Here is a 15,982-nt window from a genome sequence, read left to right on the forward strand (position 1 = left end):
AGACGTGTCGGGGAGAGTGTTCATGCGTTTTGGGTTGAAACTGGCGGCGGCTCTGTCCGCAGTGTTCGTGATGTCTGCCTGTACAAGTGTCGAGCCCGCGCCAGAGCCGGATCCTGACACCCAAAGACGGCTCTCTTCAGGCCCTGTGGTCGGATTTTTCAGTGAGAACGGCGCTCCGACCTGGTTGGGCGTGCCCTATGCGCAATCGACAGCCGGCGACAATCGCTGGCGCGCGCCGCAACCGGCGCTGTCCCGTGACGACCTCTTCCAGGCGGTCAGCCACCCTGAGCCTTGTCCGCAGATCGTCAATCGTCTGAGTACGGAAACCACCGGCCTGCCAGTGGGCGCGCTTCTTGGCGCAGAAGACTGTCTGAAACTTGATGTCTATGCGCCTGCGTCTGCTGAGTCTGGCGCAGCGGGGCTCCCGGTGATGATGTGGATCCATGGCGGATCAAACACCTGGGGTTACGCCAGCCAGTATGACGGCTCAAAGTTGGCGCAGGAGCAAGGCGTTGTCGTGGTGGTGGTTCAATACCGCCTGGGACCGCTCGGCTTCTTCGCGCATCCCGACATTGATGAGGGCCAGGGCGCCAATTTTGCGCTGCTGGACCAGATCGCAGCCCTCAACTGGATACATGAAGAGATCGCGCAGTTCGGCGGCGATCCGGAGAATGTGACGATCTTTGGTGAAAGCGCGGGCGGCCAGAATGTTGCGGCGCTGCTGGCCTCACCACTGGCGTCGGGCCTGTTTCACCGCGCCATCGTGCAATCGGGCTTCTTTGACAGTGTTCCGCTGGATGAGGCTCGGATTGGCGACGTTAACAGCGCGATACCTGCAGCGGATCGTATGCGAGCGGCGGGTGGCGATCAGGATTTGCGCGCCCTGTCGCTGCAGACCGTTTTTGACGCCTATAATCTGGGCGACCCGCGCGCTGAGCTGCCGCGCGTGATCGCAGACGGGGTGAGCTTGCCGCGTGAGGGTCTGGCGAGTGCGTTCGACAGCTTGGACACGTTCAACGCCGTGCCCGTGATCACCGGCACGAACCGCGATGAAATGAAGCTGTTCAATGCGCTCAATGATGACCTGACCCGACGGCGCTTTGGTCTGCTGATTTCGATTCGGGACAGGGCCTATTATGACCGGTTGAGCCATTACCAGTCGCGGCTCTGGCGCATTCTGGCGGTCGATCAGGCGGCCGCGCGCATGTCGGGCGCAGGCCATGACGCGATCTGGGCTTACCGCTTTGACTGGGACGAGGGCGGGCGACTTCTGACCATGGATTTGTCGACAATTTTCGGCGCGGCCCATGCGATGGAAATTCCGTTTGTCTTCAACCATTTTGACTTCTTCGGACAGTTGGACCGGGCGCTCTTCAACCGCAGAAATGAAGACCGCCGGGACGCGTTGGCGGCCAGCATGGGCGCGTATTGGGCGGCGTTCGCGCGAGAGGGCGATCCGGGCGCCGCGGGCGGGCCGGACTGGCCCCGCTGGTCCGCTGACCCCGAGCTGATGCGCTTTGACGCGCCATCGCCTGAGCTCATGGACGGGAGAGACAGCCTGGCTTTGCTGTTATCAGATCTCAGCTCTGATCCAGCGCTGAACGCGGCGCAGATCTGCCGGGCGGCGCAGGCGCTGAGCAATTGGCGGGATGAACTGGAAGATCAGATCCTGACGCAGACCGATTGCGCGGCTTGAGAACGATACCCCTTGCAGACAGGGGGTGAACGGTGTTCACTACCCGTCTAATGAGCGGCGAAGCCGCCGGGGAGGAATAAATGTCTGCAACCCTTTCGACGCCCGTCGAGGCGGAACTTGATGTGCTGATTGTCGGCGCTGGCCTGTCTGGCGTCGGAACAGCGTGGCATCTGCAGCATCGCTGCCCGGACCAGTCCTATCTGATCCTTGAATCGCGCGAGTCGTTGGGCGGCACCTGGGATTTGTTCCGCTATCCGGGCATCCGGTCTGACAGCGACATGTATACGTTTGGCTATGCCTTCCGCCCCTGGACGGACGGCAAGGTGTTCGCCGACGGCCCCTCCATCCGCAACTATGTCAAGGACACGGCGGAACAGGCGGGCATTTCCCAACATATCCGGTATGGCCATAAGGTGGTCGGCGCGCACTGGAGCACCGAGGACGCACGCTGGACGCTGGAAGTCGCGGTCGACGGCTCAAACGAGATCAAGCGGTTTCGCTCGAAATTCATGGTGCTGTGCTCGGGGTATTACCGCTATGAGCGCGGCTATATGCCGGACTTTCCCGGCATGGCGGATTTCAAGGGCGACATCATCCACCCTCAGCTCTGGCCTGAAGCGTATGACTATTCGGGCAAGCGCGTGGTGGTGATCGGGTCGGGCGCGACGGCGATCACGCTGGTGCCCTCCATGGCGGAGAAGGCGGCCCATGTCACCATGCTGCAGCGCTCGCCAAGCTATGTCGCGGCCCGGCCCTCGGTGGACAAGACAGCGGATTTCCTGCGCAAGATCCTGCCATCGAAAGCCGCCTATGGGCTGACACGGATCAAGAATGTGCTGCAGGCCATCTTGATCTTCCAGATGTCGCGGCGCTGGCCGGACTGGGTGAAAAAGGGCGTTCTCAAAGCGATCCAGGATGAGCTGGGCGAAGACTTTGATGTCGAGAAGCATTTCTCACCCAGCTATCGCCCCTGGGATCAACGTTTCTGTCTGGCGCCGGAAGGCGATTTCTTCGATGTTCTGAAATCGGGCGCGGCCGACATCGTCACCGATCAGATCGAGCGCTTCACAGAGACCGGCATCGCGCTCAAATCGGGTGAAACGCTGGAAGCGGATCTGATCATTCCCGCCACCGGTCTTGATATGCTGGTGGGCGGGGGCATCGACATCAGCGTGGATGGCGAGACTTTCAACGCGCCCGAGCATGTCACCTATCGCGGCATGATGCTGTCAGGCGTGCCCAATGCGGCCTTGGCCTTTGGCTACACCAATGCGTCCTGGACGCTGAAAGTGGATCTGACGGCGGAGCGTGTGTGCCGTTTGATCAACCATATGAAGACGCGCAATCTTGATTATGTGGTCCCGGTTCCGCCGGCCGATCTTGAGACCTTGCCGCTTCTGGATTTCTCCTCAGGGTATGTTCAGCGCGCCTTGCCCACTCTGCCGCGTCAGGGGGCGTCGACGCCCTGGCGGACCTATCAAAACTATATCCAGGACATGCTGGCGATCCGCTTTGGCAAGCTGGCGGACGGCCATGTGCGCTTTGGCACGGCGGGTGATCAGGTGTTTGACGCCAAGGAGCCCTTCCGCCAGGCGGCGGAGTAGGCTTGGCGCATGGCGATAAACGCGCCAAGCTCGCGCCATGGACAAGGATTTATACAAAGCTCGGCTCTACGAGCTTCAGGTCAATCTGGTGGCGCTGCAGCGTCATCTGATTGCGGATAACCGCAAGCTCCTGGTGATTTTCGAGGGGCGCGACGCCGCTGGCAAAGATGGTGTGATCAAGCGCATCGTGCAGCATCAATCGCCGCGTGAAACCCGCGTGGTCGCCTTGGGCAAGCCGTCTGACCGGGATCGGGCGAGCTGGTATTTCCAGCGCTGGGTCAATCATTTGCCGTCACAGGGCGAAATGGTTCTGTTCAACCGGTCCTGGTATAACCGCGCCGGGGTCGAACGGGTGATGGGGTTTTGCTCCGAGCAGGAATATGTGCGCTTTCTGCGCGATGTGGACCCGTTTGAAACCTTGCTGGTGGATGATGAGCTGATTGTGCTCAAATATTATCTCGACCTCTCCCGCAGCGAACAGGCGCAGCGGTTGGACGCGCGCAAGACCGACCCTCTGAAAACCTGGAAAATCTCGCCCATCGACGCTGTGGCGCTGGAGATGTTCGACGCGTATTCCGAGGCGCGCAACGCCATGCTGGCCGCCACAGGCGACGCTGCGCCCTGGCGTGTGGTGAAGGCCGATGACAAACGCGCGGCGCGGTTGGCGGTCATCACGGATCTGCTGTCCGCCGTTCCCGGCATTGAATATCCCTCTGCGCTTAAGCCGGCGGACCCGGCTGTGTTGCGTCTTTGGTCAAAGGGTGACAGACCCACAGACTTTCTGGAACATTAGTGCTTAACTAACAGGCGATGAGGCGGATCACCGTCCGTGCAAATTGGGGAGGACGTCATGGGTTGGGCCCTGGCCATCAATAAAGCTGATATTTCTGACGCCAAGCTGGTGGAAACCCAGCCGCAGCCGCTGAGCGACGGGCAGGCGCGGCTGGCGATCAAGCGTTTTGCACTGACGGCGAACAATATCACCTACGCCGCGTTCGGCGCGCCCATGCGCTATTGGGATTTCTTCCCCGCCGAAGACGGCACAGGCCGCCTGCCGGTCTGGGGTTTCGCCGATGTGACGGAGAGCAAAGCGTCCGGGCTTGACGTGGGCGAGCGGGTCTATGGCTATTGGCCGGCGGCGGACGAAGTCGTCCTGACCGTGGATTCCGTGAAGCCCGGGTCGTTTCAGGAAGTCTCACCCCATCGCGCGGACCTGCCGGGCGCCTATAACCGTTATGTGCGCTGCGCAGGCGATCCGGGCTATGCGCCCGAGCGCGAAGCCGCGCAAATGGTGCTGCAGCCGCTGTTTATCACTTCCTTTCTGATTGACCTGCATTTGCGTGATCATGACTGTCTGGGCGCAGGCCAGATCACCCTGACAAGCGCTTCCTCCAAGACAGCGCTGGCGCTCGCGCATCTGCTGCATGCTGACCCTCCCGAAGGCGTGAAAATCGAGGCGCTGACCTCGGCGCGGAACAAGGGCTTTGTCGAGCGCACTGGCTATTATGATGTGGTCAGCACCTATGACGAGATCAAAGGGTTCAAACCAGAGCCGCGTCGTCTGGTGGTGGATTTCGCCGGCGATTCCAAGGTGAACATGGCCATCCATGAGACGCTCGCAGATGCTCTCATTGGCAATATCCGCGTGGGCGGCGCCCATTGGGAGAACTCGGCGCCGCCCGGCGCCATGCCGGGGCCGAAACCGGTGTTCTTCTTTGCGCCCGATCATGTGCGCGACCGGATGAAAGCCTGGGGCGGCGAGGAATTCGCCCGCCGCTTTGGCGCGGCCTGGATGAGCTTTGTTAAAGCGGGTCAAAGTCTGTTTGAAGAGCAGGAGCTTGCGGGCGGCGAAGGGGCGCTCAAAGCCTATGACGCGCTGATCGAGGGCAATTTCGACGCTGCTGCCGCCATGACGATCAAGCTGGGGTAAGTCATGGTTTCCCCTCTCCTCCTTAGACAAGGGGGAGAGGTTGGGTGAGGGGGTGCGCTTCAGCTTGCAGAGCGCTTGAGAAATCAATATCCGCTCACCCCTCACCTGTCCTCTCCCCTCAGAGATGGGAGAGGGACGCTCACAGGCGTCGCGATGGTTGCTGGTCAGACCGGATGGCAGCGCATCCGGCTCTGGGCCCCCGCCTGCGCGGGGGAAGAGATGTGGCATGTGTATGACGCCGCGGGCGCGCTTTGCGAGTTTCGCGCGGTCTCAGCCGTCCTCGATCTCTTCGCGGAGCATTTCCAGCTCCAGCCAGCGCTCTTCCTTGGCGGCTTTGTCGTCGGTGAGACTGGCGTGTTCTTTTGTGGCGGCGTTGAAGCGCTCGGGGTTTTTCATGAACAAGGTTGCGTCCGCCAGCTCGGTTTCGAGCTGGGCCAGTTTCGTTTCGATCTGTTCGATTTCGCCGGGCAGGGTTTCAAGCGCGTGCTTGTCCTTGAAGCTCAGCTTGCCGCTGGATTTGGGTTTGGGTTTGTCGGTCTTCGCCTTGCTGGCGCGGGCGGCTTTCTCTTCGGCTTTGCGCGCTTTCACGCCTTCGCCGCGCTGGTCGATCATGTCGGAATAGCCGCCGGCATAGACCTGCCAGACGCCATCAGATTCCCAAGCGATGGTCAGGGTGGCGGTGCGGTCGATGAAATCGCGATCGTGACTGACCAAAAGCGCGGTGCCGTTATAGTCCCCGATCAGCTCTTCCAGAAGATCGAGCGTCTCAAGATCAAGATCATTGGTCGGCTCATCCAGCACCAGAAGATTGGACGGCAGCGCCAAGGCTCGCGCCAGCATCAGTCGGGCGCGTTCACCGCCAGACAGGGCGTGCACCGGCGTGCGAGCCTGTTCAGGGCTGAACAGGAAATCCTTCATATAGGCTTGGACATGCTTGGTCTTGCCCGCGACCTCGATGCGTTCGCCGCCGCCCGGCGCGATGGCTTCAGTGACGGTCCAATCGGGTTTTAGCGCTGCGCGGCGCTGGTCGAGGCTCGCGATCTCAAGATTGGTTCCCAGCTTCACCGTGCCTGCATCAGGGTCGATCTGCCCCGTCAGCACCTTGATCAGCGTGGTCTTGCCCGCGCCATTGGGGCCCACAAGGGCGATCCGGTCGCCGCGGGCGACCTTGATGGACAGGTCTGTGAAGATCGGGCGTCCGTCATAGGCTTTGCTGATATGCTCGGCCTCGATCACCAGCTTGCCAGAGCGGTCCGCCTCGCTGACCGACAGGCTGGCGGCGCCTTGCGGGCCGCGCCAATTCTTAAGATCGGACTTCATGGCTTGCAGCTCGCCGACCCGGCGCACATTGCGTTTGCGGCGGGCGGTGACGCCATAGCGCATCCAGTCTTCCTCGCGGGCGATCTGGCGTTCCAGCTTGTGACGCTCCAGCTCTTCGGCCTCAAACACCTCGTCGCGCCAGCTTTCAAAGTGCGCAAAGCCGCGATCGAGCCGCCGGGTTGTCCCGCGATCAATCCAAAGGGTCTGGCGGGTCAGGTTCTCCAGAAAGCGCCGGTCATGGCTGATCAGAACCAGCGCGCCGCGATGGGCGTTCAGCTCGCCTTCGAGCCATTCAATCGCAGGCAGATCAAGATGGTTGGTCGGCTCGTCCAGAAGCAGGATGTCGGGCTGGGGCGCCAGCGTCCGCGCCAGCGCGGCCCGGCGCGCTTCGCCACCTGACAGGTTCGCCGGATCCGCTTCGGGATCCAGACCCAGATGCTCGGCCAGATAGTCTGCGCGATAGGCGTCGTCCCCGGGCGCCAGACCATCGCGGATATAGGCGATGACGCTGTCATAACCTGTGAGGTCAGGCTCTTGCGGCAGATAGCGCAGGGTGGAGCCGGGATGCACGAAGCGCTCGCCGCTATCCGCCTCTATGATCCCGGCCGCGATTTTCAGGAACGAGGATTTGCCCGAGCCGTTCCGGCCCACAAGGCCGATGCGCTCATTCTCGCGCACGATCAGATCGGCGCCGGTGAGCAGGGGCGTGGCCCCGAAAGTGAGGCGGGTGTCGGTGAGGGTCAGGAGCGGTGCGGACATGCCCTAGCCGTTAGCGGAGGGCCGGGACGCTGTCACCCTCCCAGATCAGGATGCGCCCCGTTTCATATGCGCGCCCGTCAAGTTGTTCGAATACACGGTGCAATCTGAAAAGAAAAATTCATATAAAAATTCTGGATTTTGAAAAATCGATTTAGACATAGTGGTTAAGCGCATGAATTGGATTCCGGCTTCGGTTCCGGGTATAAGTAATGGACTTCAAAGCTGCTGGAGAAAGACCCGTGAAATCTGAAAATGAGATTCTTGACCGGATTTACAACTTGAGTGGCGATCCTGAAGAGTGTCGAGATGCTTATAAGGATTGGGCGGAGAACTATGACAAAGATACGGTGGACGGCATGGGCTATGTGGCGCCGGCCGTGGCCAGCGACAAACTCCGTGCGCTCCATCCCGACACCGCCATCCGGATTCTGGACGCCGGCTGCGGGACCGGGCTCGCCGGTCTTGAGCTGAGCAAGCGCGGCTATGTCCACATAGACGGCATGGACCTGTCCCCCGACATGCTGAGCCTGGCCCGTCGCAAGGAGGTCTATGAAGACCTGCGCGAGGCGGACATGACCGAAACGCTCGACTATCCTGACAACGCCTATGACGCGATCATTTGCGTGGGCGCGTTCACCCACGCCCATGTGGGGCCGAAAGGCTTTGACGAGCTGGTGCGCATCACGCGTCCGGGCGGCAGCATTGTCGCGACCGTGCATGAGGATGTCTGGGACGAAGATCAATACCCGACCCATCTCAAGGCGCTGGAAGCATCCGGCAAGGTGAAGATCCGCGAGGCGGATGAGGCGGACTATCACGTCCACAAATGCCGGCTTGTGGTGCTGGAGCCTGTCTGAGGGCTCAGTCCAGCGGCAGCGCCGTTGTCCGCTTGACCGTGCCGAAGGCGAAGCTGGTTTCAATCGCGGCGATGCCGGGCACCGGATGCAGCCGCTCGCGCATGAAACGCTCATACCCGGCCTGGCTGTCGACCACGACTTGAAGCAGATAATCTTCCGCTCCCGAGGTGAGGTGGCATTCCAGCACCTCATCGAGCCGCAAGATCGCCTTCTCAAAGCCGCTGACTGTGGCGGGGGCATGGTTCGCCAGCTTGATCCGCAGGAAAGCGGTGATCGGAAGGCCCGCCTTGGCGCGGTCCAGAAGCGCCGCATAGCCGATGATCAGCCCGCATTCCTCCAACCCCCGCACGCGCCTCAAGCAGGGCGAGGGCGACAGGCCGATCTGGTCAGCCAAGGCCTGATTGCTGATGCGTCCATCTTGCTGGAGCGCTGTGAGAAGACGTCGATCTGTGCTGTCCATGGGCGCATGTTAGCATAATCTGCCAATTTGAACACAGTTTGAGGCTGAAATGGCAAGCCTCTGCTTGTCCTTGCCCTGTAGTCTGCCACGGTGTCAATCAGGGAGGACACCATCGTGGACGGATCAGCGCCAATCATTCGCCAACCCGGTTTTTCCACCCGCGCCATTCATGCGGGGTATGAGCCGGCCCAGGAAGGGGGCGCGCTGGTCCCGCCGCTGCATCTGTCTTCAACCTTCGCCTTTGACACGGTGGAGGAAGCCGGCGCGGCGTTTTCCGGCGAGCAACCCGCCCATTTCTACACTCGGATCTCCAACCCGACGCTCGACCTTCTCGAGCGCCGCATCGCCGATCTCGAAGGCGCGGCGGCGGGCGTCAGCTTTGGTTCGGGCATGGGCGCGATCACGTCCGTGCTCTGGAGCCTTCTGGAGCCGGGCGATGAAATCCTTGCCGACAAGGCTTTGTATGGCTGCACCTTTTCGTTTCTGAACCATGGGCTGGCCCGGTTCGGAATCACGGTGCGCCATGTGGATATGAGCGATATCGATGCGGTGATCGCCGCGTTCAGCGACAAGACCCGCGTTGTCTATTTCGAGACCCCCGCCAACCCCACCATGACCTTGGTGGACATCGCCGCAGTGTCAGCGGTCGCGCGCGCTCATGACGTGCTGACCGTGGTCGACAACACCTACGCCACGCCGTTGATCACCCGGCCGATTGAGCTGGGCGCCGATGTGGTGGTCCATTCCGCCACCAAGTATCTCGGCGGTCATGGCGATCTGGTGGCCGGGATCGCAGTGGGTGCTCAGGACGTCATGGAGCGGGTGCGGCTTTATGGCCTGAAAGACATGACGGGCGCGGCCTTGTCGCCGTTCAACGCCATGCTGATCCTGCGCGGGTTGAAAACCCTGTCCCTGCGCATGGAACGCCATAGTCAGACCGGTCTGGCCGTGGCGCGCTGGCTCAATGCGCACCCCCAGGTGCGGACCGTGGCCTATCCGGGGCTGGAAGACGGCCCTCAATACGCGCTCGCCAAGGCCCAGATGCGCCATTTCGGCGGCATGATCGCGTTCGAGCTTGAGGGCGGCTATGAGGCCGGCGTCAAGATGATGAACGCCATGAGACTGGCGCTGCGCGCGGTCAGCCTGGGCGATGCGGAAACCCTGATCCAGCATCCGGCCTCCATGACCCATTCAGCCTACAGCCCTGAAGAGCGCGCGCTGCACGGCATTTCAGACGGGCTGGTCCGTTTGTCGGTCGGGCTGGAGGACGCCGACGACATTCTCGCCGATCTGGAACAGGCGCTGATGGTTTAGGGTGGGGTGAAACCCCGGCCCAGCGCAGCGCCGAGCCGGGGCCTCCATCAGGATAAGGCGCTTTTCGCAGAGGGAGGTCCCGGGTTGTCGCTGTGGGAATTCAGTATCATCCCTCGAAATCGTCATCCCGGACCTGATCCGGGACCCATTGGCGCTCGGTGATCCCCTGGGTCCTGACTTTCGTCAGGATGACGATTGCTATCGCCTCAAACATGTCATCCCCCGGCTGGTCCGGGGGACCTATGCCGGTTGGTTAGATCACAGGTCACGGCATGGATTCACCGGATAAACCGTTGAATGACGTGTGTTTCTGATTGCCCCTTACCCCTCACTCTCTTTCCCCGCGAAGGCGGGGACCCAGAGATCATCTAGCGCTGCACTTTCGGCTCTGGATCCCGGCCTGCGCCGGGAAAGAGGGGAATTGGATGCTGCGGGACAAGCCAAGCTTAACGGGACGAGCCCCCTACTTCACCACCCGCAGAAAGCCGCCAATCCGATTGAGCGTGTCGGTGATGTCGGGAAAGTCCTTGGCGCCTTCCGCCGCGATGCCGGCCGGCACGTCATGGGTTTCCGCGATGGCGTGCAGTGTCTTGTAGGCGGCGACGGTCGCGGGATCGTTTGACGCTATGTCCTTGGCCAGTGAGGCGACGGCGTCGTCCAGCGCGTCCTGGCTGTCATGACTGGCGTTGGCGAGGCCCCAGGCGGCGGCGTCCGCCCCGCTGAACGTGCGCGCGGAGTAGGAGATTTCCTTGGCGCGGCGCAGCCCCACCGCATCCACCAGGGTCTGGCTCATTCCCCAAGTGGGGCGAATGGCGAATTTGGCGTGGGTGTCGCCGAATTTTGTGTCATGCGTCGTGTGGATGAAATCACAATGCAGGGCGAATTCCAGCGCCCCGGTGAAGCAGGCGCCATGGACTTTGGCGATCACGGGTTTGGAGCTGGCGCGCACCGCCTGCATCACCCGGCTGGCGGGTTCGTCAAACACAGACCCGACCCGGCCCGCCTTGGGTTGCGCGCTGGAGAGCACTTTCAGATCCACCCCGGCGCTGAACGCACGGCCTGCGCCTTCAACGATGATGACGGATGGGCCGTTGGCGTGTTCAGCGCGGTGAAAAGCGTCGATCAGCTCTTCGAGCATGGGCGGGATCAGCGCATTCATCGCATCAGGCCGGTTCATACGGATGGTCAGCACGGCGCCGTCGCGAAGGGTCTGGATAAAATCGTAAGTCATCTGCGCCTCTTTGCGTCGCCCATGCATTCACAAGGGCGACCGCAGCAAGCCTGATTGGTTGTGGCGCCACGCTAGCTGTGCTCGTCTTTTGCGTCAGCAAAAAATCGTCTAAGACCAGCCTCCCTTCCGCTTTCTCATCAGACATATCGGTCCGCACATGAAACCGTTTCCCAACAAGTATGACGCCAAAGCCTCTGAAGCCGCCCTGCGCGCCCGCTGGGCCGAGGACGACGCCTTTGTCTGGGATCCGAGCGCGCCGGCGGACAGTGATTATGTGATCGACACGCCGCCGCCGACCGTGTCGGGCGCGCTGCATGTGGGCCATGTCTATTCCTATACCCAGACCGACATCATGGCGCGCTATATGCGGATGAGCGGCCGCAATGTGCTTTATCCGATCGGCTGGGATGATAACGGCCTGCCCACCGAGCGTCTGGTGGAAAAGGTGAAGAAAGTGCGCGGCGGGACCATGTCGCGTGAGGATTTCGTGGCGCTGTGCAAGGAGGTGATCCCGCCTTACGAGCAGCAATTCCGCGACCTGTTCTCGCGTCTGGCGCTCTCTGTGGACTGGAGCCGCGAATACCAGACCATTTCTGACGAGAGCCGCACCGTCAGCCAGATGTCCTTCCTGGATCTGTTCCATAAAGGCCTTCTAGAGCGCCGTCTGGAGCCGACCCTGTGGGACCCGGCGGACCGCACCGCGATTGCGCAGGCCGAGGTGGAAGAGACCGAGCGCGAAGGCAAGCTCAACTATATCCCGTTCGAGATCGAAGGCGGCGGGCTCGAGCCGGCGATCATCGCCACCACGCGCCCTGAACTGATCGGCGCGTGCGGCGGCCTGATGATCCATCCGGATCACCCGCGTGCAGCGGAGCTGATCGGCAAGCGCGCCATCAGCCCGCTCTATAACGTGCCGGTCGAGATCTTCGCCGAAGACACGGTGGACCCTGAAAAGGGCACCGGCATCGTGATGTGCTGTACGTTCGGCGATGTCACCGACATCCAGTGGTACCGCACCCACAAGCTGCCGCTGAGGCTGGTCATCGATCAGGCCGGCAAGATGATTGATGCGCTGCCGCTCGGCACCGAAGACTGGCCGTGCCTGGATCTTGAAAGCGCGAAAGAGACCATGGCGGCGCTGGCGGGGCTGAAGGCCGCCAAAGCCAAGGAGGCCATCCTTGAGCGGCTGATCGAAAAAGATCTGGTGATCAAGCAGGAAGCCACCCACCAGGTGATCCCGATCGCCGAACGCTCCGGCGCGCCGCTTGAGATTATCGTCACCCCGCAATGGTTTATCCGCACGCTCGATTTCAAGGCACAGATCCTTGAGAAGGGCCGCGAGATCACCTGGCGTCCCGAGTATATGCGCCAGCGCTTTGAGTCGTGGGTGGACGGGCTGAAATGGGATTGGTCGATCTCGCGCCAGCGCCATTTCGGCGTGCCGCTTCCCGTCTGGTATTCCAAGCGTCCGGGCGAGGAAGGCAAGATCCTGATCCCGTCCAAAGACCAGCTGCCGGTGGATCCCACGACCGACCTGCCAGAGGGCTATGAGGCCCACGAGGTCGAGGGCGAGCGCGATGTGATGGACACCTGGGCGACCTCGTCGGTCAGTCCGCAGCTCAACACCCGTTCGATCAATGAAGACTATGCGCTCGATATCGAGGCGCACCGGCGTCAGTTCCCGATGGCGCTGCGTCCGCAAGCGCACGAGATTATCCGCACCTGGGCGTTCTACACCATCGTCAAGGCGCTCCATCACGAGAACAAGGTCCCGTGGTCCAACATCGCCATCTCGGGGTGGTGCCTGGCGAGCGACGGCTCGAAAATGTCGAAATCCAAGGGCAATGTGATCGATCCGATCAAATTGCTCGACGAATATGGCTCGGACCCGGTGCGCTACTGGACCGGCACCTCGCGCCTCGGCCAAGACACGGCGATGTCTCCTAACACCCTCAAACAGGGCAAGCGTCTGGTCACCAAGCTGTGGAACGCTTCCAAGCTCGCCGCAATGAGCCTTGAGGCCGCTGACGCCGCGGGCGCCTTGAAGCCGACGACGCCGAAAGCGGATATTGAGAGCGGACAGATCAGCCATCCGCTCGATCAATGGCTTTTGGGCGAGTTGTCCCAGACCATCGCCAAGGCCACTCAGGCGTTCGAGAACTACGAGTACGCGGCCGCGCAGCGTGACATCGAGGACTTTTTCTGGCGCACCTATTGCGACAATTATCTGGAAATCGTCAAACGACGCACCCGGTTTGAAGGCGAGCCCAATGCCGAGGAAATCTCGGCGGTGCATACGCTCTGGCATGCGACCGACGCCCTGATCCGCCTGTTCGCGCCGTTCATCCCTTATGTCACTGACGCGCTCTATGAGGTTCTGATCGGGGACCGCGAGGGCGCGCCCTCCACGGTTCACGCGCGCGGCATGTGGCCCAAAGCGGATGATCAGGCGCCGTCAGGTGTGTTCGCCGCGGAAGGCGAAGCGTTCGTCCAGATCCTCGCGGCCGCCCGCAAGGTGAAGTCTGAAGCGCAGGTGTCGATGAAGACCGCGGCGAACACGCTGACGATTTCAGGGCAGGGCGCCGGCTCGGTCGCCGCGCTGATCGGCGAGACGGCTCAAGACCTGATGGCCGTCACCAGCGCAGGTGAAATCGTTCGGGCGGAAACTGCGCCGGCGGGCGTCGCCTCGGTCCCGTCGCCGGATGAGCGCTTCACCGTCTCCATGGACCTGATCATCGAGGAGAAAAAGGCGCAGGACTGACCCTTCGCCGGATCAGGGCGCGGCGCCGCTGGTTTGAGCGGCGCCGAGCGCGCTGGCGTTGAGACGCGCAGCAGCTATTGTGCAGGACTTTCGATAGAAGTCTCTGCCTCTGGAGCCCGTGTCTTGACTGCCAAAGCTGCGCCGATCTTTCAGGTATCCGACCTTAATGTGCGTTTTGATACGCCCGATGGCGTCGTGCACGCCGTACGCGGAATTAATCTGGAAATCTCGCGAGGCGAATGTCTCGCCGTTGTGGGCGAATCCGGGTCAGGCAAGAGCCAGACCTTCCTGGCGGCCATGGGGCTTCTGGCCTCCAACGGCAAAGCGGAAGGCTCGATCAAATACGCGGGTCAGGACATCCTGAACCTGCCGCCCTCCAAGCTCAATGCGGTGCGCGGCAAATCCATGACGATGATTTTCCAGGACCCGCTGACCTCGCTGACCCCGCACATGCGGGTGGGCGCCCAGCTTGAGGAGGTGCTGAAGATCCACACGGATCTGCGTGGCGACGCCGCCACCAAGCGCTGCCTCGACTGGCTTGAGCGGGTGCGTATTCCCGAAGCCGCGCGACGTCTCAAGCAATTTCCCCACGAGCTGTCGGGCGGCATGCGCCAGCGCGTGATGATCGCCATGGCGATGCTGTGTGAGCCGGATCTTTTGATCGCGGATGAGCCGACGACCGCGCTCGACGTCACCGTTCAGGCCCAGGTTCTGGACATTATGGATGAGCTGAAGGCGGAGACCGGCGCTGCGATCGCGCTGATCACCCATGACATGGGCGTCGTGGCGCGCATGGCAGACAGGGTTCAGGTCATGAAGCACGGCGAGTATGTGGAAGGCGGCGATGTCTATGACATCTTCAACGCTCCCTCGCACGCCTACACCCAGATGCTGCTGGACGCGATGCCGCGCATCGACCAGCCCGACAAACCCGGCCATGAAGCCTTGCCGCCGCATGAAGCCATTGGCGATGACAAGGCGCTGTTGGTGGCTGATGACGTCAAAGTGCATTTCCCGGTCGTTGTCGGGGGCGGTCTGTTCCCGAAGACCAAGCCCTTGAAAGCCGTCGACGGGGTCAGCTTTGAGCTGAAAGAGGGCGAAACCCTGGGCATTGTGGGTGAGTCCGGGTGCGGCAAGTCCACCCTGGCGCGCGCTGTTCTACGCCTGGTGCCGTCCAGCGCAGGCTCGGTGAGCTGGATCGGCAAGGACCTCTTGTCGCTCAAACCCAAAGAGCTGCGCGATGCGCGCGAAGACCTGCAGATCGTCTTCCAGGACCCGCTGGCGTCGCTGAACCCGCGCATGAGCATTGGCGCCTCCATTGCCGAACCCATGCTGACGTTCCGCAAGGGCATGTCGTCCAAGGAGCGTGAGGTCGAGGTGAAAGCGATGATGGAGCGGGTCGGCCTCGATCCCAACATGATCAATCGCTATCCGCATGAATTGTCCGGCGGCCAGAACCAACGCGTCGGGATCGCCCGCGCCATGATCCTCAAGCCCAAGCTGGTGATCTGCGACGAGGCGGTGTCTGCGCTCGACGTGTCCATTCAGGCGCAGATCATCGAGCTGCTGATCGGGCTTCAGAAGGATTTCGGGCTGTCCATGCTGTTCATTTCCCATGACCTCTCGGTCGTGCGCGAGGTGTCTCACCGGGTGATGGTGCTGTATCTGGGCCGCATTGTTGAACTGGCGGACCGTGAGTCGATTTATACCGACGCCCGTCACCCTTACACCCAGGCCCTGATCAGCGCGGTGCCGATCCCCGATCCGGAAATCGAGAAGAACCGCGAACGTCTGGAGTTGACGGGGGATCTCCCCAGCCCGCTCGACAGCCGCGCCCAGCTGCGATTCATGAAGTCCAAGCTGATTGATGATCCGGATGCTGAACAATACCGCCCGCAGCTGATCGAAGTGACGCCGGGCCATTGGGTGGCCGAGCACGATCCGATCAAATAAGTCGCTGTATGAGATGAATCCCAGCGTTTAACGGGAATTCATTTGCCAGTGATCGCGCTGTCCTTATTTTCGCCCTAATTGGCATATGCCCGAATCT

At 61.6% G+C, this 15,982-nt stretch carries 11 protein-coding genes; 8 read left to right on the forward strand and 3 right to left on the reverse strand.

Translation table 11 applies throughout. The features are described from left to right. Window positions 1-22 precede the first annotated feature (22 nt). The 4 genes from ACP154_RS06740 (at window position 23) to ACP154_RS06755 (ending at window position 5,230) form a co-directional block, all read left to right on the forward strand. On the forward strand, window positions 23-1,696 hold the full coding sequence (locus ACP154_RS06740) for a carboxylesterase/lipase family protein (RefSeq protein ID WP_421860599.1): 1,674 nt from the start codon (window positions 23-25) through the stop codon (window positions 1,694-1,696). Window positions 1,697-1,776: 80 nt separating this feature from the next. Continuing rightward, a complete protein-coding gene (locus tag ACP154_RS06745) occupies window positions 1,777-3,300 on the forward strand; it encodes a flavin-containing monooxygenase (RefSeq protein ID WP_421860597.1) in 1,524 nt (507 codons plus the stop codon). A 37-nt stretch (window positions 3,301-3,337) separates the two neighbouring features. Next, entirely contained in the window at window positions 3,338-4,093 is a 756-nt protein-coding gene (gene ppk2 / locus ACP154_RS06750; protein WP_421860594.1) for a polyphosphate kinase 2, read from the forward strand. 57 nt (window positions 4,094-4,150) lie between these two features. Then, complete coding sequence (locus tag ACP154_RS06755; RefSeq protein ID WP_421860591.1) at window positions 4,151-5,230, forward strand: DUF2855 family protein; 1,080 nt, start codon at window positions 4,151-4,153, stop codon at window positions 5,228-5,230. Window positions 5,231-5,500: 270 nt separating this feature from the next. Here ACP154_RS06755 and ACP154_RS06760 read toward each other — a convergent pair whose 3' ends face one another. Next, the gene (locus ACP154_RS06760; protein ID WP_424993773.1) at window positions 5,501-7,309 is read right to left on the reverse strand and encodes an ABC-F family ATP-binding cassette domain-containing protein; all 1,809 of its coding nucleotides are present in this window, start codon (window positions 7,307-7,309) and stop codon (window positions 5,501-5,503) included. Between the two features lie 239 nt (window positions 7,310-7,548). On the opposite strand from ACP154_RS06760, the gene ACP154_RS06765 reads away from it, so the two are divergent. Beyond that, entirely contained in the window at window positions 7,549-8,166 is a 618-nt protein-coding gene (locus tag ACP154_RS06765) for a class I SAM-dependent DNA methyltransferase (RefSeq protein ID WP_421860586.1), read from the forward strand. Between the two features lie 4 nt (window positions 8,167-8,170). On the opposite strand, the gene ACP154_RS06770 is transcribed toward ACP154_RS06765, so the two are convergent. Beyond that, window positions 8,171-8,626, reverse strand: a complete 456-nt coding sequence (locus ACP154_RS06770) for an Lrp/AsnC family transcriptional regulator (protein WP_421860583.1) — start codon at window positions 8,624-8,626, stop codon at window positions 8,171-8,173. A 114-nt stretch (window positions 8,627-8,740) separates the two neighbouring features. Between ACP154_RS06770 and ACP154_RS06775 the strand changes: the two genes are divergently transcribed. Further along, complete coding sequence (locus ACP154_RS06775) at window positions 8,741-9,940, forward strand: methionine gamma-lyase (RefSeq protein WP_421860581.1); 1,200 nt, start codon at window positions 8,741-8,743, stop codon at window positions 9,938-9,940. Between the two features lie 463 nt (window positions 9,941-10,403). On the opposite strand, the gene ACP154_RS06780 is transcribed toward ACP154_RS06775, so the two are convergent. Next, a complete protein-coding gene (locus ACP154_RS06780; protein ID WP_421860579.1) occupies window positions 10,404-11,171 on the reverse strand; it encodes an enoyl-CoA hydratase/isomerase family protein in 768 nt (255 codons plus the stop codon). 157 nt (window positions 11,172-11,328) lie between these two features. On the opposite strand from ACP154_RS06780, the gene ACP154_RS06785 reads away from it, so the two are divergent. Together ACP154_RS06785 and ACP154_RS06790 are read left to right on the forward strand one after the other, a co-directional pair. After that, window positions 11,329-13,932, forward strand: coding sequence for a valine--tRNA ligase (locus ACP154_RS06785; protein WP_421860576.1), 2,604 nt, complete (start codon window positions 11,329-11,331; stop codon window positions 13,930-13,932). Window positions 13,933-14,055: 123 nt separating this feature from the next. Continuing rightward, window positions 14,056-15,885: a dipeptide ABC transporter ATP-binding protein gene (locus ACP154_RS06790; RefSeq protein WP_107712256.1), complete on the forward strand. Its 1,830-nt coding sequence runs from the start codon at window positions 14,056-14,058 to the stop codon at window positions 15,883-15,885. Window positions 15,886-15,982: the final 97 nt, after the last annotated feature.

It is taken from the genome of Oceanicaulis sp. (genome assembly GCF_965249665.1).
In the GTDB taxonomy this organism is placed as follows: Bacteria; Pseudomonadota; Alphaproteobacteria; order Caulobacterales; family Maricaulaceae; genus Oceanicaulis.

What these genes read in the sequence shown, in the direction of transcription:
- ACP154_RS06755 (WP_421860591.1), top strand. Translation starts at nt 4,151, where the DNA reads ATGGGTTGGGCCCTGGCCATCAATAAAGCTGATATTTCTGACGCCAAG.
- ppk2 (WP_421860594.1), top strand. Translation starts at nt 3,338, where the DNA reads ATGGACAAGGATTTATACAAAGCTCGGCTCTACGAGCTTCAGGTCAAT.
- ACP154_RS06740 (WP_421860599.1), top strand. Translation starts at nt 23, where the DNA reads ATGCGTTTTGGGTTGAAACTGGCGGCGGCTCTGTCCGCAGTGTTCGTG.
- ACP154_RS06760 (WP_424993773.1), bottom strand. Translation starts at nt 7,309, where the DNA reads ATGTCCGCACCGCTCCTGACCCTCACCGACACCCGCCTCACTTTCGGG.
- ACP154_RS06780 (WP_421860579.1), bottom strand. Translation starts at nt 11,171, where the DNA reads ATGACTTACGATTTTATCCAGACCCTTCGCGACGGCGCCGTGCTGACC.
- ACP154_RS06770 (WP_421860583.1), bottom strand. Translation starts at nt 8,626, where the DNA reads ATGGACAGCACAGATCGACGTCTTCTCACAGCGCTCCAGCAAGATGGA.
- ACP154_RS06745 (WP_421860597.1), top strand. Translation starts at nt 1,777, where the DNA reads ATGTCTGCAACCCTTTCGACGCCCGTCGAGGCGGAACTTGATGTGCTG.
- ACP154_RS06785 (WP_421860576.1), top strand. Translation starts at nt 11,329, where the DNA reads ATGAAACCGTTTCCCAACAAGTATGACGCCAAAGCCTCTGAAGCCGCC.